This is a genomic window from Micromonospora sp. FIMYZ51 (assembly GCF_038246755.1).
Lineage (GTDB): Bacteria > Actinomycetota > Actinomycetes > Mycobacteriales > Micromonosporaceae > Micromonospora.
The window spans coordinates 2,869,652-2,890,421 of the sequence record NZ_CP134706.1 but is presented as its reverse complement, the minus strand read 5'-3'; the positions used below and the strand labels follow the sequence as shown (position 1 = coordinate 2,890,421).

Below are 20,770 nucleotides of genomic sequence, written 5' to 3'. Positions count from 1 at the left end.
CGTAGCTGTGTCATGGCAGGTCGCCGAACTCGCTGTCGATGAAGGCGAGCACCTCGTCGGCGCTGGCGGCGGTGAGGGCATCGTCGACGCCGCCCTCGGGCGCGGCCCGGCCCTTTCCGTCGAGAGCACGCAGCATCCGGCGCAGCCGCTTGGTGATCTCGCCGTGCCGGTCGTCGTCGGGGTCGATCGTCTCGGCGGTCGCTTCGAGCCGGTCGAGGTCGCGCAGCACCAGCTGTGCGGGCGTCAGTTCGTCGGGCACGGCGAGGCGCACCAGGTACGCGGTGAGCGCCATCGGCGTCGGATGGTCGAAGACGACGGTCGCCGACAACGGCAGCGAGACCTCGTCCTGGAGGCAGTTGCGCAGCTCCACTGCGGTCAGTGAGTCGAAGCCCAGATCCTTGAATGCCCGATCGGGCTCGATCGCGGCGGCGGAGGTGTGGCCCAGCACGATTGCGGTCTGCGTCCGCACCATGTCGAGCACCAGCTCCGTACGCTCCTCGGGGGCCAGCGCAGCGAGCCGGTCGGGCATCTCCGAGCCGTTTCGGCCCGGCTGGCCGGCGGCCGGACGCCGGCTGCGGATCAGGGTCCGCATCAGCGCCGGCACCGGCTCGTCGACGTATCGGGCCCGCAGCGCCGCCAGGTCGAGGCGGGCCGCGATCGGTGCGGCCCGGCCGGTCCGCGACGCGGTGTCGAAGAGCGCAAGGCCCTGCGCCGGGCTGAGCGGGACCACGCCGGCGCGTGCGGCACGGGCGCGGTCGTGGTCGGTCAGCCGTGCGGTCAGGCCGTTGGTCTGCTGCCAACTGCCCCAGCCCAACGAGACGGCGGCCAGGCCGTGCGCGCTGCGGAACTCGGCGAGCCCGTCGAGGAACGCGTTGGCGGCCGCGTAGCTGCCCTGGCCCGGGCTGCCGAGCGTGGCGGCGGCCGAGGAGAAGAGCGCGAACAGCGCGAGGTCGAGACCCTCGGTCAGCTGGTGCAGGTGCCAGGCACCGTCCACCTTCGGTCGGAGCACCCCGGCCAGCCGCTCCTCGTCCAACGAGCCGATGACGCCGTCGTCGACGACACCCGCCGCGTGCACGACGCCGGCGAGCCGCCCGCGTGCCGAGATGTCCCGCAGCAGCGCCGCGAGCGCCTGCCGGTTCGCGACGTCGCAGGCGGCCACGCGCACCTCGACACCCAGGCCGGCCAGCTCCAGCGTCAGCTGTTCCAGCTCGGCGGAGCGTTCGCCGCTGCGGCTGGCCAGCACGAGGCGGCGCAGCCCGTGTTCGGCGGCGAGGTGCCGGGTGAACAGGCGACCGAGGTCACCGGTGCCGCCGGTGATGAGGACCGTGTCGTCGGCCTCGAACGCCGGCCCGATCGTGAGGACCGCCTTACCCGTCAACTGGGCCTGGCTCAACGCGCGGAAGGCGCGCGGCGCCTGCCGAATGTCCCAGACGGTCACCGGAGGTGGGGTCAGCGACCCGTCGGCGAAGAGCCCGACGAGAATGCGGAGCATCTCGCTCACCCGCTCCGGTGGCGGGTCAGCGAGGTCGAAGGCCGCATAGCGTACGCCCGGTCGGGCCTGCGCCACCTCGTCGGCGTCGCGCACATCGGCCTTGCCGATCTCGATGAAGTGGCCGCCACCGGGAAGCAGGTCCAGCGACGCGTCGATGTACTCACCGGCGAGCGAGTTCAGCACCACGTCGACGCCGCCGCCCCCGGTGGCGGCGAGGATGGTGTCCCGGAACTCCAGCGTCCGCGACGACGCGATGTGCGCGTCGTCGAGTCCGTTGCCCCGCAGGGTCGTCCACTTCGGCGGGCTGGCCGTACCGAAGACCTCTGCGCCGAGGTAGCGGGCGAGTTGGACGGCGGCGGTGCCGACACCGCCCGCCGCCGCGTGCACGAGCACCCGCTGCCCCGCGCCGAGCCCGGCCCGCTCCACCAGACCGTAGTACGCGGTGAGGAAGGCGACGGTGGCCGAGGCGCCCTGCACGAACGTCCAGCCCGGCGGCAGGCCGACGACCATCAGGTGATCGGCGACCGCGGTCGGACCGAAGGAGTTCGGGATGATGCCCATCACGCGGTCACCGACGGCGAAGTCGGTGACGTCCGGTGCCACCTCGACGACCACGCCCGCGCCCTCGATGCCCATGTCCGCATCGCCCGGGTACATGTCGAGCGCGATAAGCGTGTCCCGGAAGTTCATGCCGGCCGCGCGCATCGCGATGCGCAGTTGCCCCGGCCGGAGCGGCTGCTGCGCATCGGTCACCGGCAGCAGCGCCAGATTGGCCAGGGTCCCCCGCCCGGTGCTGCCCAGCTGCCACGACGACGAGACCGGCAACGCCAGATCGGTGTGCTCCTCCCGGACCAGTCGGCGGGCGAAGAGGCGGCCGTCGCGGACCGCCACCTCGGGCTCGTCTCGGTGCACCGCGTCGACGAGTACGCCGCTCGGCGGCTCGCCGCCACCGAGATCGACCAGGACGATCCGGCCCGGATTCTCCGACTGCGCCGAGCGGACGAGACCGTGCACGGCGGCGTGCGCCGGGTCGACCTGGTCGCCGGCAGTGACCGCACCGGCGTTGCGGGTGAGCACCGCGAGCCGGCTGGTCGCGAAGCGATCGTCACCCAGCCACTGCTGCAACAGCCGCAGCGCCCAGGTGACCGCCTCGTGCGTCGCGGCGGCGACGTCGTCGCTGCCGGCACCGGCCGGAGCGGCGGCCAGCACCACGTCGGGCACGGCGACGTCTGCCAGCGCCGGCACATCGGCGTACCGCGCACCGAGCGCCGCACCGCCGGGAACGTCTCCGATGCAGGCGTACCGGGCGTCGGGCCCGACGGCGTCGTCGGCAAGCCGTACCCAGTCGGTGCGGAACAGGGCATCATCGGTCGTCGCGGCGGCAGGCCGAAGCTGACCCGCCGAGACCGGTCGCAGCGCGAGCGCGTCGATGCGCGCCACCGGGCTGCCGTCGGGTGCGACCGCCAGCACCCGCACCTCGCTCCCGCTGCGCCGGAGCATGACGCGCAGCTGCTGCGGGGCCGTCCCGTACAGCTGTACTCCGCGCCACGAGAAGGGCAGATAGGCGGTGCCTGGCTGGTCGTCGGCCGAGGCGAGCGGCCCGAGCGCGTGCAGGGCCGCATCAAGCAGCGCGGGGTGGGCACCGAATCGCGCGGCCTCGCGGGCCGCCGCGCCGGGAATGGCCACCTCGGCGAAGATCTCGTCGGCGCTGCGCCAGGCGCGTCGTAGGCCCTGGAACGCCGGCCCGTAACGCAGGCCGGCGTCCGCAAGGTCGGCGTAGAAGCCGTCGAGGTCCACCGGCTCCGCCGGCTCGGGCGGCCAGGAGCCGAACCTGGCGGCGCTGCCGTCGGCTTCCCGCTCGGGTCCGAGTGTTCCTTCCGCGTGGCACGTCCAGGCGCCCTCGCCGGAGGTCTCCGGGCGGGCGTAGAACCTGATCCGGCGAGTGCCGGAGTCGTCGGCCGGCCCGAGAAGAACCTGTAGGACGGTGGCCGCTTCGCCGTCGATCAGCAGCGGGGCGTACAGGTTCAGCTCGTGCACCACCGGGCAGCCCGTACGGTCACCGACCCAGCACGCCATCTCGACGAAGGCCGTGCCCGGCACCACGACGTTGCCCAGGACGACGTGGTCGGCGAGCCACGGGTGCGTGCCCAGGGCGAGGCGCCCGGTGCAGAGCACGTCACCGCCCGTGGCCGCGGCGATCCACGTACGCAGCATGGGGTGGTCGCTGTGGCCCAGACCCGGCGGCAGCGAGTCCTGCCGTCCGTCGTCCGCGGCCAACCAGTAACGCTCGCGCTGGAAGGCGTACGTCGGCAACTGCACCTCTCGGGCACCGCTCCACCGGTACACCGACCGCCAGTCGACCGGCGCACCGGCGGCGAAGATCCGCGCCACCGCGAGCAGGAGCGTGTTGACCTCGGCCTCGTCGTCGCGCAGTGCGGCTGCGACGGTGACCCGGTCGCGGTCGTCGTCGAGGCACTCGCCGACCAGCGCCGAAAGTACCGGGGCGGGCCCGATTTCCAGGTATCTGGTCACACCCGCGCCGCGCAACGTGGCGACCCCGGCGGCGAAGCGCACCGGCTCGCGCACCTGCCGCACCCAGTACTCGGGGGTACGGATGTGCTCGTCGGCGAGGTGACCGGTCTCGTTCGAGACCACCGGCAGTCGCGGCGCCGAGAACGACACGTCCGCGAGCACCGCGGCGAACTCCTGGAGCATGGGTTCCATCAGCGCGGAGTGGAACGCGTGCGAGACGACCAGGCGGGTGGTCTTCACGTTCTCCGCCGCACACCGCTTGCAGATTTCCTCGACGGCGGCGTCGGAGCCGGAGACCACCACCGAGCGGGGGCCGTTGACGGCTGCCAGACCGACCGGGCCCGCGACTCCGGCCAGCAACTCTTCGGCTCTTGTCGCACCGGTGCGCAGCGCCACCATGGCGCCGCCCGTCGGCAGCTGCTGCATCAGCCGGCCACGCGCCGCCACGATCCGGCAGGCGTCCGCAAGCGTCCACACCCCGGCGACGTGGGCAGCCGTCAGCTCGCCGATGGAGTGTCCGATGAGGAAGTCCGGACGTACGCCCCAGGATTCGACCAGGCGGAACAGGGCCAGCTCCTGGGCGAACAGGGCCGGCTGGGTGTAACCGGTCTGCCCGATGAGCGACGTGTCGGATGATCCCTCGGCGGCGAAGACGACATCCTTGAGCGCACGGTCGAGGTGCTTGTCCAGCTCGGCGCAGGCCGCGTCGAACGCGTCAGCGTAGTCGGGAAACAGCTCGTAGAGCTGACGACCCATGCCCGCGCGCTGGGCGCCCTGACCGGTGAAGAGCAGGGCGAGCCGGCCGGCGGTTGCCACGCCACGCCGGACGGACGGGTGCCTGCGGCGTTCGGCCACGGCGGACAACCCGGCGCGCAGTTCCTCCCGCTCGCCGGCCAGCACCACGACGCGGTGCTCCAGGACGGCCCGGCCGGTCGCCAGCGCCGAACCGACGTCGGCCACCGCAACATCGGGACGCTCGGCCAGGTCCGCGGCGATCCGTGCGGCCTGCGCGGCGAGGCCGTCCGCGGTCCGGGCCGAGACGACACAGGGCCACACCGGTAGCGGCCGGACGTCGTCCGGTCCCGGCCCGTCGGCCTCGACCTCGGGCGCCTGCTCGACGATGACATGGGCGTTGGTGCCGCTGATGCCGAACGAGGAGACACCCGCCCGGCGTGGTCTGCCGGTGACCGGCCACTGCCGTGGCTCGGTCAGCAGCCGCACCGCCCCCGAGGACCAGTCCACCTCGGGCGACGGCTCGTCGACGTGCAACGTCCGGGGCAGCAGGCCGGCGCGCATCGCCAGGATCATCTTGATCACGCCAGCGACCCCGGCCGCAGCCTGGGCGTGGCCGATGTTCGACTTCACCGAGCCCAGCCAGAGCGGCTGGTGCTCCGCGCGCTGTCTCCCGTACGTCGCCAGCAACGCCTGTGCTTCGATGGGATCGCCCAACGCCGTGCCGGTGCCGTGCGCCTCGACGACATCCACGTCGGACGCCTCAAGCTTCGCGTTCGTCAACGCCTGCCGGATCACCCGCTGCTGCGCGGGTCCGTTCGGCGCGGTCAGGCCGTTGGACGCACCGTCGGAGTTCACGGCCGAGCCGCGTAGCATCGCGAGCACCCGGTGGCCGCGGCGTTGCGCGTCGGAGAGCCGCTCCAGCAGGAGCAGGCCGACACCCTCGCCGGGGCCCATCCCGTCGGCGGTGGCGGCGAATGCCTTGCATCTGCCGTCGCCGGCCAGACCTCCCTGGCGGCTGAACTCGACAAGCATGTTCGGGGACGACATGATCGTCGCCCCGCCCGCCAGCGCGAGATCACATTCGCCCTGGCGCAGTGCCTGAGCCGCGGTGTGCAGGGCGACCAGCGAGGAGGAGCAGGCGGTGTCGATGGTGACGGCGGGGCCCTCCAGCCCGAGGACGTACGCGATCCGGCCGGACGCCACGCTCGTGGTGTTCCCGATCAGCAGGTGTCCCGCCGTACCTTCGGATCCCTGGTACGGGCGCGGCCCGTAGTCCTGGTTGGTGACACCCACGTAGACGCCGGTCTGCGTACCCCGTAACGACACCGGGTCGATGCCCGCCTGCTCGATCGTCTTCCAGGCGCCTTCCAGCAGCAGCCGCTGCTGCGGGTCCATGGCCAGCGCCTCGCGCGGGCTGATGCCGAACAGGCCCGCGTCGAAGAGGTCGGCGTCGTGCAGGAAGCCGCCCTGCCGCGCGGTCGAGGTACCGGGCCGTCCGGTGTCGGCGTCGATCAGCGCGGGCAGGTCCCAGCCACGGTTGACCGGAAGGTCGGACACCGCGTCGCGTCCCTCGGTGAGCAGTGCCCACATCCGCTCGGGAGAGTCCGCGCCTCCCGGGTACCGGCAATCCATGCCGACGATCGCGATCGGCTCGAACTGACGGCTCTGGTGCTCGTGCAGGAGCCGCCGGGTTTCCTGTAGCTCGGCGGTGACCTGCTTGAGGAAGTACCGCAGGGTCTCCTCGTTGGACATCGGGCAGCCTCTTCCCGCAGTACGTCAGGGTCGCTCACCGGGTCGTGAGATTCCAAACTCCTTGCTGATGAAACTGAACATTTCGTCGTCGGTCGCCGCACCGAGTTCCACGGCCGGATTCGTGCCGGCCTGGTGGGCGGGCCGGTCGTCGCCGCTCGCGACGATCTCGCGCAGTCTGCTGAGCAGCTGATCGCGCACTTCGCTGCCGGCCGTCAGCTCGGCGATGCCCGCCTCGATGGCGTCCAGCTGTGCCAGCAGGGGCTGCGCCGCGTGGTTGGCCTCGGGCAGCAGTTCGCCGCGCAGGTGGCCGGTAAGCGCAGCCAGTGTCGGATAGTCGAAGACCAGCGTGGCCGGTAGCCGTAGGCCGGTCGCCGCGTTGAGCCGGTTGCGCAGTTCCACGGCGGTCAGCGAGTCGAAGCCGAGTTCCTTGAACGCGCGATCCGGCGTGATCGCCTCCGGTGTGCGGTGGGCGAGAACGGCGGCGACATGGGCCCGGACCAGGTCCTCCAGGGCACGTTCCCGGTCCGCGGGTGGTAGGGCGGCCCAGCGGTTCGCCTCGGGCTCGGTCGGGTCGGCGTCTTCGGTGCCGGCGTCGGGTCGGGCCTCGACCAGCTCGCTGAAGAACGGGCTGGGCCGCGTGGAGGTGAAGACCGGAAGGAAGCGCGACCAGTCGACGTCGGCGACGGCGAGGAAAGTCTCGTCGTGGTCGAGCGCGCGTTGCAGGGCGCCACACGCCAGCTCCGGATCGATCAGGGGCAGCCCCTGGCGTTGCAGGCGGTCGACGTCGACTCCCTCGGGCACGCTCGCGCCGTCGCCAGGGTTCGCCCCACCCCAGACGCCCCACGCCACCGCGGTGGCGGGAACGCCGCGCGCCCGTCGCTGCGCGGCAAGCGAGTCGAGGAAGGCGTTGCCGGCGGCGTAGGCGGCGTGGATGCCGCTTCCCCAGACCCCGGCGACCGAGGAGAAGAAGACGACCGCGCCGGGACGGTACCGGTCAACGATCTTGTCGAGCTCGATCGCACCGGTCACCTTGGCCCCGACCGTAGCGGCTAGCTCGCCCAGCTCAAGTTCGTCCAAGCTAGTGAGCTGAGTGTGGCCGGCCAGGTGCACGACGGTGGTCAACGGATGCTCCGGCGCAAGGCTGGACAGCAGGTCGTCGAGCACACCCGGCGCGGTGATGTCGCAGGCGGCCGTGGTGACCCGGACACCCGCTTCGGTCAGTTCCCGCTCCAACTCCGGCGCGCCGGGTGCCGCAGGACCGCGCCGACTCACCAGTAACAGGTGCTCGGCGCCGGCGCGGGCGAGCCACCGGGCTACGTGCCCGGCGATCGCGCCCGTGCCACCGGTGACCAGAACCGTGCCCGAGGGCCGCCAGGACCGCCCGGCAGGGCCCTGGTCGGCGGCGCGGACCAGGCGACGCACCAGGATTCCGGACGGACGCAGCGCCGTCTGGTCCTCGGTGCCGATCGCCAACACCTTGGCCAGTTGGCCCGCCGTCGCCTCCACCGGCTCGCCCGAGACGTCGATCAGGCCGCCCCAGCGCTCCGGATGTTCCAGGGCCGCCACCCGGCCGACGCCCCACACCAGCGATTGCCTCGCGCCCGCAACGGTCTCGCCCGGCACTGCTGCCACGGCTTCCTCAGTGAGGCACCACAGTGGCGCACTCACCCCGACGTCACCGAGCGCCTGGATCAGCGAAACCGTCGCCGCCAGGCCGGTGGGGATGGCGGGGAGATCCGCCGCTGGCGTCTCGTCGAGGGCGAGCAGCGACAGCACGCCCGCCACCGGCGGCACATCCCTGAGACGTCGCGCCATCTCGTGCCGGTCGGCACCGGACGACGTGAGTCGCACGGCGCTGGCGCCGTGCCGGGTGATGGCCGTCGTCGCCGCCTCGGCCCAGCTTCCGCCCGCGCCGTTGGCGGGGACGACCACGAGCCACGTGCCCGAGAGCGCGGCGGCGTCGTCCTCCGCGAGCAGCCGCCAGGTCACCCGGTATCGCCAGCCGTCGACGGTGTCGCGCTCGCGGCGCTTGCGCCGCCAGGATGTCAGTACGGGCAGGGCGGCGCTCAACGACGTCCGCTCGATCTCGGTACTGGCCAGGGACTCGAGGTCTTCCCGCTCGACGAGGTCCCAGAACTCCCCGTCGATGGTGTCGGCGGTGGCCGGGGCGTTCAGTCCCGACGTATTCAGCCAGTACCACCGCCGGTCGAAGGCGTAGGTCGGCAGGTCGACCCGGCTGGTCGCGGCGCCGGCGAACATCGCCGACCAGTCCACCTCCACACCACGAACCCACCCCTCCGCCACCGACCGCACAAACCGACCCCACCCACCCTCACCCCGCCGCAACGACCCCAACACCACCACATCAACCCCCAACACCTCCGCCGTCTCCGACACCCCCACCCCCAACACCGGATGCCCACCCACCTCCACAAACACCCCACACCCCAACCCCAACGCCACCTCCACCGCCTCCTGAAAACGCACCCGCTCCCGCAAATTCGCAAACCAATAACCACCATCCAACACCCCCATATCCACCACCTGACCCACCACCGACGACACAAACACCACCCCACCACCCGACACCGGCGACAACCCCTCCAACACCCGCAACACCTCACCCTCCACCACACCCACCCCACCCGAATGCGACGCATAATCCACCGGCACCCACCGCACCCGCACCCCCAACCCCTCACACCGCACCACAAAACCCTCCAACAACCCCACCCCACCCGACACCACCACCGACGACGGACCATTCACCGCCGCCACCCACAACCCCTCCACCAACAACCCCTCCACCACACCCACCCCCACACCCACCCACACCATCCCCCACCACCCGACAACACCTCACCAATCACCCGCGACCGCAACGCCACCACCCGCGCACCCTCACCCACCGACAACCCACCCGCCACCACCGCCGCCGCAATCTCCCCTGCGAATGCCCCACCACCACATCCGGCACCACACCCAACGACCGCCACACCCCCGCCAACGACACCATCACCGCCCACGACACCGGCTGCACCACATCCACCCGCGACCACAACTCCTCATCCCCCGAAAACACCACCTCCCGCAACGACCACCCCACAAACGGCGCCAACGCCCGCTCACACACCCCATCCACTCCCCAAACACCCCACACGACTCCCACAACTCCCGCCCCATCCCCACCCACTGACCACCCTGACCCGGAAACACAAAAGCCGTACGCCCCACCCCACCCACCACACCAGAAACGAACCCCGACCCCACCCCACCACCCGCCACTTCAACCAAACCCGCACGCAAAGCCTCAACCGAATCACCCACCACCACCGCCCGATGCGACAACGCCGCACGCGACGACACCAAAGCCCGACCCACACTCACCGCATCCACCTCACCCAGACCCGCCAACCGCTCAGCCTGACCAGCCAACCCCCGCACACTCCGCGCCGACACCACCCACGGCACCGTGCTCGACACGTCCCGATTGACGAGAACCGGGCCCGCAACGATTTCCGGAGCCGGCTCGGGGGGCTCGGATGGCCCCTGCTCGACAATCACGTGAACGTTGGTGCCGCTGACGCCGAAGGCCGAGACTCCCGCCCGACGTGGACGACCATCCACCGACCACTGCCGCGCCTCGGTCAACAACCGAACATCCCCCGACGACCAATCCACCACCGGCGTCGGCTCATCCACATGCAACGTCCGCGGCAACACCCCCGCCCACATCGCCATCACCATCTTGATCACACCAGCAACACCCGCCGCCGCCTGCGAATGACCAATATTCGACTTCAACGACCCCAACCACAACGGCACCCCACCCCGACCCTGCCCATACGTCGCCAACAACGCCTCCGCCTCAATCGGATCCCCCAACCGCGTCCCCGTACCATGCGCCTCCACCACATCAACATCAGCAGAACCCAACCCAGCAACCGCCAACGCCTGCCGAATCACCCGCTGCTGAGAACGACCACTCGGCGCCGTCAAACCATTCGACGCACCATCCTGATTAACCGCCGACCCCCGCACCACCGCCAACACCCGATGCCCACGACGAACCGCCTCCGACAACCGCTCCACCACCACCACACCAACACCCTCACCCCAACCAGTCCCATCAGCCGCCCCCGCAAACGACTTACACCGACCATCAGCCGCCAACCCACCCTGCCGCGAAAACTCCATAAAAATCCCCGGCGACGCCATCACCGTCACCCCACCAGCCACCGCCAACGAACACTCACCACCACGAACCGACCCCACCGCCAAATGCAACGCCACCAACGACGACGAACACGCCGTATCCACCGTCACCGCCGGACCCTCCAAACCCAACACATACGCAACCCGACCCGACGCCACACTCGACGACTTCCCAGTCAACAAATAACCCTGAACCTCATCCGACGACTCATGCAGTCGGGACGCATAGTCCTGATAAGCCGCACCGATGAACACCCCGGTGTCGCTTCCCCGCAGAGCGGACGGATCGATGCCGGCCCGCTCGAACGCCTCCCACGACGTCTCCAACAACAAACGCTGCTGCGGATCCATCCCCAACGCCTCACGCGGACTGATCCCAAAAAACTCCGCATCGAACTCACCCGCGTCATACAGGAATCCGCCCTGGCGGGTGTAGGACTTGCCCGGCTGCCCGGGACGCGGGTCGTACAGCGATTCGACGTCCCAGCCCCGGTTGTCCGGCAGATCGGAGACGACGTCGAGCTCCTGCTCGACCAGGTGCCACAGGTCCTCCGGCGAGCGCACACCGCCCGGGAAACGGCAGGCCATGCCGACGATCACCACCGGGTCGTCGTCCGGTGCCGGGCCGGGCGCTTCGGTCGCCGGGCCGGCGGCGGAGCCGAGCAGTTCGTCGCGCAGCCGCTCCGCCACGGCGCTGGGCGTCGGGTGCTCGAAGACCAGCCCGACCGGTAGGCGCAGGCCGGTGGCCACATTGAGCCGGTTGCGCAACTCGACCGCGGTAAGCGAGTCGAGTCCTGCGTCCTTGAAGGTCCGCGTGGTGAGCACGTCGGCCGGCCGCGCATGGCCCAGCACCACGGCGGTGTGCGCACGGACCAGTTCCAGCAGCTCGCGATCCTGCTCAGCGGGCGACAGCCCGGAAAGCCGCCGCGCCAACGAGTCGTGCGCATCGGAGGTGCGGGGAACAGCCTCGGACAACTCGTCGAAGAGGCGGCTGGGCCGGACCGACGTGAACTCCGGCAGGAATCGGCCCCAGTCGACGTCGGCGACGGTCACCGCAGTGTCGCCGTGCGCGAGCGCGGCCTCAAGTGCGGAGCAGGCGGACGAGGGATCCATCGCTGCCAGCCCTTGGCGGCGCAGCCTGTCCGCCTCGCCGGCACCGACCATGCCGCCACCGGCCCAGTGGCCCCACGCCACCGCGGTGGCCGGTAGTCCCTGAGCGCGTCGCTGCTCCGCGAGCGCGTCGAGGAATGCGTTGGCGGCCGCATACGCTGCCTGCCCCGCGTTGCCCCACACGCCCATGATCGACGAGAAGAGGACGAATGCCTCCAGATTGTGACTCACGGTGAGCTCGTGCAGGTTGCGCGCCGCGTCGACCTTCGGCCGTAGCACCGCCTCGAACTGGTCCGCCGTGGCCGAGGTGAGGAGCGCGTCGTCGAGGACGCCAGCCGCGTGGACGACGGCGGTGAGCGGGGGGTCTTCGGGCAGCGAGGCCAGCAGGTCCCGGAGGGCGTCGACGTCGGCGACGTCGCAAGCGGCCGTGGTGACCCGGGCCCCGCGTTCGGTCAGCTCCCGCACCAGTTCTGGCCCGCCCGGGGAGTCGGGACCACGGCGGCTGACCAGCACCAGGTGCGCGGCACCCGCATCCACCAGCCAGCGCGCGACATGACTGCCCACCGCACCGGTGCCGCCGGTCACCAGCACCGTTCCGGAAGGCTTCCACGACCTGGCCGGTACGCCGTCGCCGAGCGAAGCACGGACCAGCCGGCGTGCCAGCACCCCTGCCGGGCGGACTGCCACCTGGTCCTCGTCGTCGGCAGCGAGCACGCCGAGCAGCCGGCGGACCGCGTCCTCGTCCACCACCGCCGGCAGGTCGATCAGGCCGCCCCAGCGCTCCGGATGTTCGAGGCCGACCACCCGGCCGAGACCCCACACCGTGGACTGCGCGAGCCCAGCGACGTGGTCGTCCGGCCCGGACGCCACCGCCTCCTGGGTCACACACCACAACCGGCCGCTGATGTCGGCGTCGCCGAGCGCCTGCGCCAGCAACACCGTTCTGGCCAGGCCAGCGGGAATGGTCGGGAGATCCGCCGCTGGCGTCTCGTCGAGGGCGAGCAGCGACAGCACTCCCGCGACCGCTTGCAGGTCGGCCAGACACCGCACGAGTTCCTGGCGGTCGTCGGCAGCGACGCTGAGGTGGACGACCTCGGCGCCAGCCGCGGTCAGCGCCTCGACCAGGGCCGCTGCCCACTCGGGCGCGGCCTCCTCGGAGGTCACGACCAACCAGGTGCCCGAGACTGGTGGTGCCGGCTCGCCATCCGGTACCTGACTCCATGCCACCCGGTACCGCCACGTGTCGGCCACGCGCTTCGACCGTTCGCGCCGGCTCCACGACGACAGCGCGGGCAGCAGGGTGCCCAGCGAGGTTTGCCCGGTCTCGTCGCCGATCCTCAGCAGGTCGGTCAGTGGCGCCAGCTCGCCCTGCTCGACCAGGTTCCAGAACTCGCTGTCGTCGCGGTCGCCCCGGCCCGACCGGGCCGGCGGATTCAGCCAGTAGCGCTGGCGCTGGAACGCATAGGTCGGCAGGTCCACCGGCGGCGCGTCGCGTGTCGGAAACAGGCGTGCCCAATCGACCTCGACGCCATTCACGTAAGCCTGGGCGAGCGCGGTGACCATTTGTCGTGGGCCGCCTTCGTGTCGGCGTAGCGTGCCGAGGGCGACCGCGTCGCGGCCATTGGCGTCGACGATTTCCTCTATTGCCGGCACCAGGACCGGGTGCCCACCCACCTCCACAAACACCCCACACCCCAACCCCAACGCCACCTCCACCGCCTCCTGAAAACGCACCCGCTCCCGCAAATTCGCAAACCAATAACCACCATCCAACACCCCCATATCCACCACCTGACCCACCACCGACGACACAAACACCACCCCACCACCCGACACCGGCGACAACCCCTCCAACACCCGCAACACCTCACCCTCCACCACACCCACCCCACCCGAATGCGACGCATAATCCACCGGCACCCACCGCACCCGCACCCCCAACCCCTCACACCGCACCACAAAACCCTCCAACAACCCCACCCCACCCGACACCACCACCGACGACGGACCATTCACCGCCGCCACCCACAACCCCTCCACCAACAACCCCTCCACCACACCCACCCCCACACCCACCCACACCATCCCCCACCACCCGACAACACCTCACCAATCACCCGCGACCGCAACGCCACCACCCGCGCACCCTCACCCACCGACAACCCACCCGCCACCACCGCCGCCGCAATCTCCCCTGCGAATGCCCCACCACCACATCCGGCACCACACCCAACGACCGCCACACCCCCGCCAACGACACCATCACCGCCCACGACACCGGCTGCACCACATCCACCCGCGACCACAACTCCTCATCCCCCGAAAACACCACCTCCCGCAACGACCACCCCACAAACGGCGCCAACGCCCGCTCACACACCCCCATCCACTCCCCAAACACCCCACACGACTCCCACAACTCCCGCCCCATCCCCACCCACTGACCACCCTGACCCGGAAACACAAAAGCCGTACGCCCCACCCCACCCACCACACCAGAAACAAACCCCGACCCCACCCCACCACCCGCCACATCAACCAAACCCGCACGCAAAGCCTCAACCGAATCACCCACCACCACCGCCCGATGCGACAACGCCGCACGCGACGACACCAAAGCCCGACCCACACTCACCGCATCCACCTCACCCAAACCCGCCAACCGCTCAGCCTGACCAGCCAACCCGCCCACCGAATGACCCGACACCACCCACGGCACCACAAACTCCGACCCGGACCCGGAAACCAGCCCAGGAACCGGCGCGGGGGACTCGGCAACCGACTCAACAACCGGCGGCTGCTCCACAATCACATGCGCGTTCGTCCCACTGATACCGAACGACGACACCCCCGCCCGACGTGGACGACCATCCACCGACCACTGCCGCGCCTCGGTCAACAACCGAACATCCCCCGACGACCAATCCACCACCGGCGTCGGCTCATCCACATGCAACGTCCGCGGCAACACCCCCGCCCACATCGCCATCACCATCTTGATCACACCAGCAACACCCGCCGCCGCCTGCGAATGACCAATATTCGACTTCAACGACCCCAACCACAACGGCACCCCACCCCGACCCTGCCCATACGTCGCCAACAACGCCTCCGCCTCAATCGGATCCCCCAACCGCGTCCCCGTACCATGCGCCTCCACCACATCAACATCAGCAGAACCCAACCCAGCAACCGCCAACGCCTGCCGAATCACCCGCTGCTGAGAACGACCACTCGGCGCCGTCAAACCATTCGACGCACCATCCTGATTAACCGCCGACCCCCGCACCACCGCCAACACCCGATGCCCACGACGAACCGCCTCCGACAACCGCTCCACCACCACCACACCAACACCCTCACCCCAACCAGTCCCATCAGCCGCCCCCGCAAACGACTTACACCGACCATCAGCCGCCAACCCACCCTGCCGCGAAAACTCCATAAAAATCCCCGGCGACGCCATCACCGTCACCCCACCAGCCACCGCCAACGAACACTCACCACCACGAACCGACCCCACCGCCAAATGCAACGCCACCAACGACGACGAACACGCCGTATCCACCGTCACCGCCGGACCCTCCAAACCCAACACATACGCAACCCGACCCGACGCCACACTCGACGACTTCCCAGTCAACAAATAACCCTGAACCTCATCCGACGACTCATGCAGCGGCGTTCCGTAGTCCTGGGCCATCGCGCCGATGAACACCCCGGTACGGCTGCCGCGCAAAGTGGACGGATCGATGCCGGCCCGCTCGAACGCCTCCCACGACGTCTCCAACAACAAACGCTGCTGCGGATCCATCCCCAACGCCTCACGCGGACTGATCCCAAAAAACTCCGCATCGAACTCACCCGCGTCATACAGGAACGCGCCCTTCTGGGGCGCGGCGCTCAGCCGGGTGAGATCCCAGCCGCGATCTGCCGGGAGTTCGCCGATGCCCTCGCGCTCCTCCTCGACGAGCCGCCACAGGTCCTCCGGCGAGCGCACGCCGCCCGGGAAACGGCAGGCCATGCCGACGATCACCACCGGGTCGTCGGCGCCGGTGTCCGGCCCCTCGGCGGCGTCCTCGTCCGACTCGCCCCGAAGCAGCCTTTCCACCCGGCCGGCGGCGGTCGCGGGTGTCGGATGGTCGAAGAGGAAGGCCGTCGGCAGCCGCAACCCGGTGACGACGTTCAGCCGGTTGCGGAGGTCGAGCAACAGCGCCGAGTCGAACCCGAGTTCTTTGAACGTCTGGTCCGCCCGTACGTCGTCCACGCTTTCGTAACCGAGGACGGTGGCCGATTCGGCGCGGAGCATCGTGAGCACCGAGTGATGCCCGTCGCTGCCATACCCGAAGGCCGGTCGATCGGTGTCATCCACGAAGGAGGATTCGTCGTCCGCCACCGGAACCGAGGGCGACGCGGGAAGCTCGGGAATTGAGTCGGACGTGCAGGCACCGTCAACGGGCGCCAACCAGCACCGTCTGCGTTGGAAGGCGTAGGTGGGTAAATCCACCAACCGCGCCCCAGGAAACACCCCCGACCAATCCACCTCCACACCACGAACCCACCCCTCCGCCACCGACCGCACAAACCGACCCCACCCACCCTCACCCCGCCGCAACGACCCCAACACCACCACATCAACCCCCAACACCTCCGCCGTCTCCGACACCCCCACCCCCAACACCGGATGCCCACCCACCTCCACAAACACCCCACACCCCAACCCCAACGCCACCTCCACCGCCTCCTGAAAACGCACCCGCTCCCGCAAATTCGCAAACCAATAACCACCATCCAACACCCCCATATCCACCACCTGACCCACCACCGACGACACAAACACCACCCCACCACCCGACACCGGCGACAACCCCTCCAACACCCGCAACACCTCACCCTCCACCACACCCACCCCACCCGAATGCGACGCATAATCCACCGGCACCCACCGCACCCGCACCCCCAACCCCTCACACCGCACCACAAAACCCTCCAACAACCCCACCCCACCCGACACCACCACCGACGACGGACCATTCACCGCCGCCACCCACAACCCCTCCACCAACAACCCCTCCACCACACCCACCCCCACACCCACCCACACCATCCCCCCACCACCCGACAACACCTCACCAATCACCCGCGACCGCAACGCCACCACCCGCGCACCCTCACCCACCGACAACCCACCCGCCACCACCGCCGCCGCAATCTCCCCTGCGAATGCCCCACCACCACATCCGGCACCACACCCAACGACCGCCACACCCCCGCCAACGACACCATCACCGCCCACGACACCGGCTGCACCACATCCACCCGCGACCACAACTCCTCATCCCCGAAAACACCACCTCCCGCAACGACCACCCCACAAACGGCGCCAACGCCCGCTCACACACCCCATCCACTCCCCAAACACCCCACACGACTCCCACAACTCCCGCCCCATCCCCACCCACTGACCACCCTGACCCGGAAACACAAAAGCCGTACGCCCCACCCCACCCACCACACCCTCCACCACACCCACACCACCCACACCTCCCGCCACACCCACCAAACCCGCACGCAAAGCCTCAACCGAATCACCCACCACCACCGCCCGATGCGACAACCCCGCACGCGACGACACCAACGACAAACCCACATCCCCCACCGACACACCACCCAACCCCGAACCCACAAACCCCACCAACCGACCCGCCTGACCCCGCAAACCCCCCACCGAATGACCCGACACCACCCACGGCACCACCGGCAGTTCCACCGCATCGTGGCTGGTGGTGGGGATCTCCGGAGCTTCGGCCAACACGACATGGCAGTTCGTGCCGCCCATGCCGAACGAACTGACACCGGCAACGAACGGGCGGCCGTCGGCCTCGATGCGGCGGTACTCCCGTTGCATCCGGAGGTTGAGTTCCGCAAGCGGCACACCCGGGCTCGGCGCCTCGAAGTTCAGACTCGGCACCAGCTCGCGGTTGCGGACGCAGAGCGCCGCCTTGACGAGGCCGGCGATGCCGGCGGCGCCCTCAAGGTGCCCGATGTTCGTCTTCACGGATCCGACGGCCAACGGATCATCCGCGGACCGGGCGGCACCGAGCACCTGGCCGAGCGCAGCCGCCTCGGTCCGGTCCCCGATCACGGTTCCGGTGCCGTGCAACTCCACGTAACCGACGCGGGCAGGGTCGATCCCGGCGTTCCGGTAGGCCAGGCGGAGCACCTCCGCTTGCGCGTCCCGGTCGGGTGCGGTCAGGCCCGGCCCTCCGCCGTCGTTGTTCACCGCGCTGCCCTTGAGCACGCAGTAGATACGGCTGCCGTCGGCGATCGCGTCGGCGAGGAACTTCAGGAGTACGATCGCGCCGCCCTCGCCCCGGACGTATCCGTCGGCCCGCGCGTCAAAGGTGTAGCAGCGCCCCTCCGGCGAGAGCGCGCCGAACTTGGTGAGCGCGAGGAAGGTGTCGGGCGAGAGGTTGAGGTTGACGCCGCCGGCGAGTGCGAGTCGACACTCGCCGCGCCGCATGCTCTCCGCGGCCAGGTGGACGGCGACCAGCGACGAGGACTGGCCACAGTCGACCGTCAGGCTGGGGCCACGTAGCCGCAGGGCGTACGAGATTCGGTTGGCGATCATGCCGCGGTGCAGACCGGTGACTGTGTGCGGCGTGATGCCGAGGGCGCCTCGGGCGTGCGCGAGCGCGGCGTAGTCATCGGCCATGGCGCCGACGAAGACGCCCGCGCGGCCACCGGGCACGATCCGGGCGTCCTCGAACGCCTCCCAGCCGAGTTCGAGCGCGAGCCGCTGCTGGGGATCCATTTCGGCGGCCTCGCGCGGCGAGATGCCGAAGAATGCGGGGTCGAACTGGTCCACGCCGTCGATGAAGCCGCCCGAGAGCGAGGGCGAGGCACCCACGCCGAGATCACTCAGCCGGTCGGCAGGGATCTCTCTGATCGCATCCGTCCCCGTACGCAGGAGTTCGGTGAACTCGCGCGGGCCGGCCGCGCCCGGCAAACGGCACGAAATACCGACGATCGCGATCTCGTCGGTGGTCCGCGCCCCGGCACCAAGAGGTTGTTCCAGCTCACCCGGCATGTCGTTCCCTCTGTTCCCGAGGAATGCGGTCGTGGACCATCCGCAACATTCGATCACTTGCTCCGGGAAGGGATGGCGTGACCGGCGTGGGCGCTACAGGAGTCAGATGCGGTAACAATTGATGACGTCGCCCGGGAGCCACGCCTCACCATTACGCACGAAGCTGCGCTTGACGTAATGGTTCTCGTCAACGATCTCGAAGTCTTCCTGCGTGACGATGTACATCCCGAACCCGAAGCATTCGCCCGTGAAGCGCAGGTGCCCGTCCTCCCAACCTGGGGAGGTGACCTGGGCGTAGTTTCCCCAGTCGTCCCGGTACAGGCTGAAGAACTGGTTGTCCCGCTGGTTGAAGCCGAAGGTCCAATGGCTGGTGATGTCGTGCGCCGGCAGATTCTGCAACATCTCGACGAAGTGGCCGCGGTGCGTCGCCTGAGCACTCCACTCCGCAGTGCCGGTCGTCGGCGGATTCGTCGTGAGGTTGGTGTACTCGACGCGAAACTCACCTAGCATGAAATCCAGATCCCGCATTCGCTCCGGCGCATCCGGCCGCGGTAGGACGTCCTCGGCGGGTCGGATCAATTCCTCACTGGCCATATACGAACTCCACTGTAATAGTTGGCGGCACACGAGATCGTCCAGCCCTGGGTTGTAATCTACGAGCGCGGTCCAGGCCCGGCAAGGTGGCGACAATAGGGTTAGGGGCCCTTGCCGGACTGCGTTCCAGGTAGGGGAGGTCGGGTTAGGGGTGGACCGCGTTGCCGGCGGAGAGCTAGTGTAACTTCCACGGTTACTGCGACCACCGGCCGGAAATGTCGCGCCACAAATCCGGGACCGCCAACGGACCGCCAACCAGGAACGGCCGGCCACCGCACGATCCGCCAGAAGGTGAAAATACAGATCGCAACATATTACGTCGCCAACTCCGCCGCACTACTCTCGATAACTGTTTCAGCGACACCCGATTGGAGAGGTGCATGACCCGTCACGACGACGGCAGTCTGTGGATCCGGCGTTACCACCCGGCGCCCGTCGATGCGCCCGTCCTGCTCTGCCTGCCGCATGCGGGCGGATCGGCGAGCTACTTCTTCCCGGCCGCGAAGGAGCTTTCCTCGACGGTCGACGTGCTCGCCGTGCAGTACCCCGGCCGCCAGGACCGCCGGGCGGAGCCGGGCATCGACTCCATCGGCGAGCTGGCCGACCGTCTCTTCGAGGCGCTCCAGCCGCTGCCCGACGCGCCGATCTTCCTCTTCGGCCACAGCATGGGTGCCACCGTCGGCTTCGAGCTGGCGCGCCGCCTCGACGACGCCGGCCGGACGGCCAAGCATCTGCTGGTCTCCGGTCGCCGCGCCCCGTCGGTGCACAAGAACGACAGGGTGCACCAACAGGACGACCGCGCGCTGGTTGCGGAGATGCGCAGGCTCGGCGGCACGGATTCGATGCTGCTCCGCGACGAGGAGCTGCTGCAAATGATCCTGCCGGCGATCCGCGGCGACTACCGAGCGATCGAGACGTATCGGTGTGCACCGAACGCCTCGGTGGCGTGCCCGATCACCGCCTTCGTGGGCGACGCCGACCCGCGCACCAGCCTCGACGAGGCCCGAGCCTGGCGCGAGCACACCACGAGCACATTCGATCTGGAGATCTTCCCGGGCGGCCACTTCTACCTGGAGTCCCAGCTCCCGGCCACGATCGACGCCATCTCGAGGGTGCTCACGACCGCGATGGCCCGCTGAACCGGGCTCAGCAGCTGCGATTCGTCGGCGGTTGCGCTGGTGAGCCGAAGCTGGAGGTCGCAGGAGAGTTTCTGAGCCGAAGCTGGGGTCGCAGGAGAGTTCGCTCCGCAC

Annotated in this window: 8 protein-coding genes and 1 pseudogene; 1 reads left to right on the top strand and 8 read right to left on the bottom strand. The window is 69.5% G+C overall.

The genetic code is table 11. From position 1 onward, the window contains the following. Window positions 1–10 precede the first annotated feature (10 nt). The 8 genes and pseudogenes from QQG74_RS13720 to QQG74_RS13685 form a co-directional block, all read right to left on the bottom strand. Complete coding sequence (locus QQG74_RS13720) at window positions 11–6,511, bottom strand: type I polyketide synthase (RefSeq protein WP_341720662.1); 6,501 nt, start codon at window positions 6,509–6,511, stop codon at window positions 11–13. A gap of 24 nt (window positions 6,512–6,535) precedes the next feature. Continuing rightward, entirely contained in the window at window positions 6,536–9,349 is a 2,814-nt protein-coding gene (locus QQG74_RS13715) for an SDR family NAD(P)-dependent oxidoreductase (protein ID WP_341720661.1), read from the bottom strand. Between the two features lie 28 nt (window positions 9,350–9,377). Then, on the bottom strand, window positions 9,378–9,593 hold the full coding sequence (locus tag QQG74_RS13710) for an acyltransferase domain-containing protein (protein ID WP_341720660.1): 216 nt from the start codon (window positions 9,591–9,593) through the stop codon (window positions 9,378–9,380). After that, window positions 9,527–13,921 (bottom strand): SDR family NAD(P)-dependent oxidoreductase, encoded by a 4,395-nt coding sequence (locus QQG74_RS13705; RefSeq protein WP_341720659.1) that lies wholly within the window; start codon window positions 13,919–13,921, stop codon window positions 9,527–9,529. Before QQG74_RS13705 ends, QQG74_RS13710 begins: the two co-directional genes overlap by 67 nt. A gap of 28 nt (window positions 13,922–13,949) precedes the next feature. Continuing rightward, entirely contained in the window at window positions 13,950–15,860 is a 1,911-nt protein-coding gene (locus QQG74_RS13700; RefSeq protein ID WP_341721230.1) for a type I polyketide synthase, read from the bottom strand. Window positions 15,861–16,010: 150 nt separating this feature from the next. Further along, a pseudogene (locus QQG74_RS13695) lies at window positions 16,011–17,122 on the bottom strand (acyltransferase domain-containing protein); the annotation flags it as partial. Between the two features lie 49 nt (window positions 17,123–17,171). Next, window positions 17,172–18,926: a beta-ketoacyl synthase N-terminal-like domain-containing protein gene (locus QQG74_RS13690; RefSeq protein WP_341720658.1), complete on the bottom strand. Its 1,755-nt coding sequence runs from the start codon at window positions 18,924–18,926 to the stop codon at window positions 17,172–17,174. A 102-nt stretch (window positions 18,927–19,028) separates the two neighbouring features. Then, the gene (locus tag QQG74_RS13685) at window positions 19,029–19,520 is read right to left on the bottom strand and encodes a hypothetical protein (RefSeq protein WP_341720657.1); all 492 of its coding nucleotides are present in this window, start codon (window positions 19,518–19,520) and stop codon (window positions 19,029–19,031) included. 380 nt (window positions 19,521–19,900) lie between these two features. Between QQG74_RS13685 and QQG74_RS13680 the strand changes: the two genes are divergently transcribed. Further along, window positions 19,901–20,659: an alpha/beta fold hydrolase gene (locus QQG74_RS13680; protein ID WP_341720656.1), complete on the top strand. Its 759-nt coding sequence runs from the start codon at window positions 19,901–19,903 to the stop codon at window positions 20,657–20,659. Window positions 20,660–20,770: the final 111 nt, after the last annotated feature.

Bases quoted from the DNA above. Each gene is read 5' to 3' on its own strand.
- QQG74_RS13720 (WP_341720662.1), bottom strand. From the start codon at position 6,511: ATGTCCAACGAGGAGACCCTGCGGTACTTCCTCAAGCAGGTCACCGCC.
- QQG74_RS13715 (WP_341720661.1), bottom strand. From the start codon at position 9,349: ATGGTGTGGGTGGGTGTGGGGGTGGGTGTGGTGGAGGGGTTGTTGGTG.
- QQG74_RS13705 (WP_341720659.1), bottom strand. From the start codon at position 13,921: ATGGTGTGGGTGGGTGTGGGGGTGGGTGTGGTGGAGGGGTTGTTGGTG.
- QQG74_RS13700 (WP_341721230.1), bottom strand. From the start codon at position 15,860: ATGGCCTGCCGTTTCCCGGGCGGCGTGCGCTCGCCGGAGGACCTGTGG.
- QQG74_RS13690 (WP_341720658.1), bottom strand. From the start codon at position 18,926: ATGCCGGGTGAGCTGGAACAACCTCTTGGTGCCGGGGCGCGGACCACC.
- QQG74_RS13685 (WP_341720657.1), bottom strand. From the start codon at position 19,520: ATGGCCAGTGAGGAATTGATCCGACCCGCCGAGGACGTCCTACCGCGG.
- QQG74_RS13680 (WP_341720656.1), top strand. From the start codon at position 19,901: ATGACCCGTCACGACGACGGCAGTCTGTGGATCCGGCGTTACCACCCG.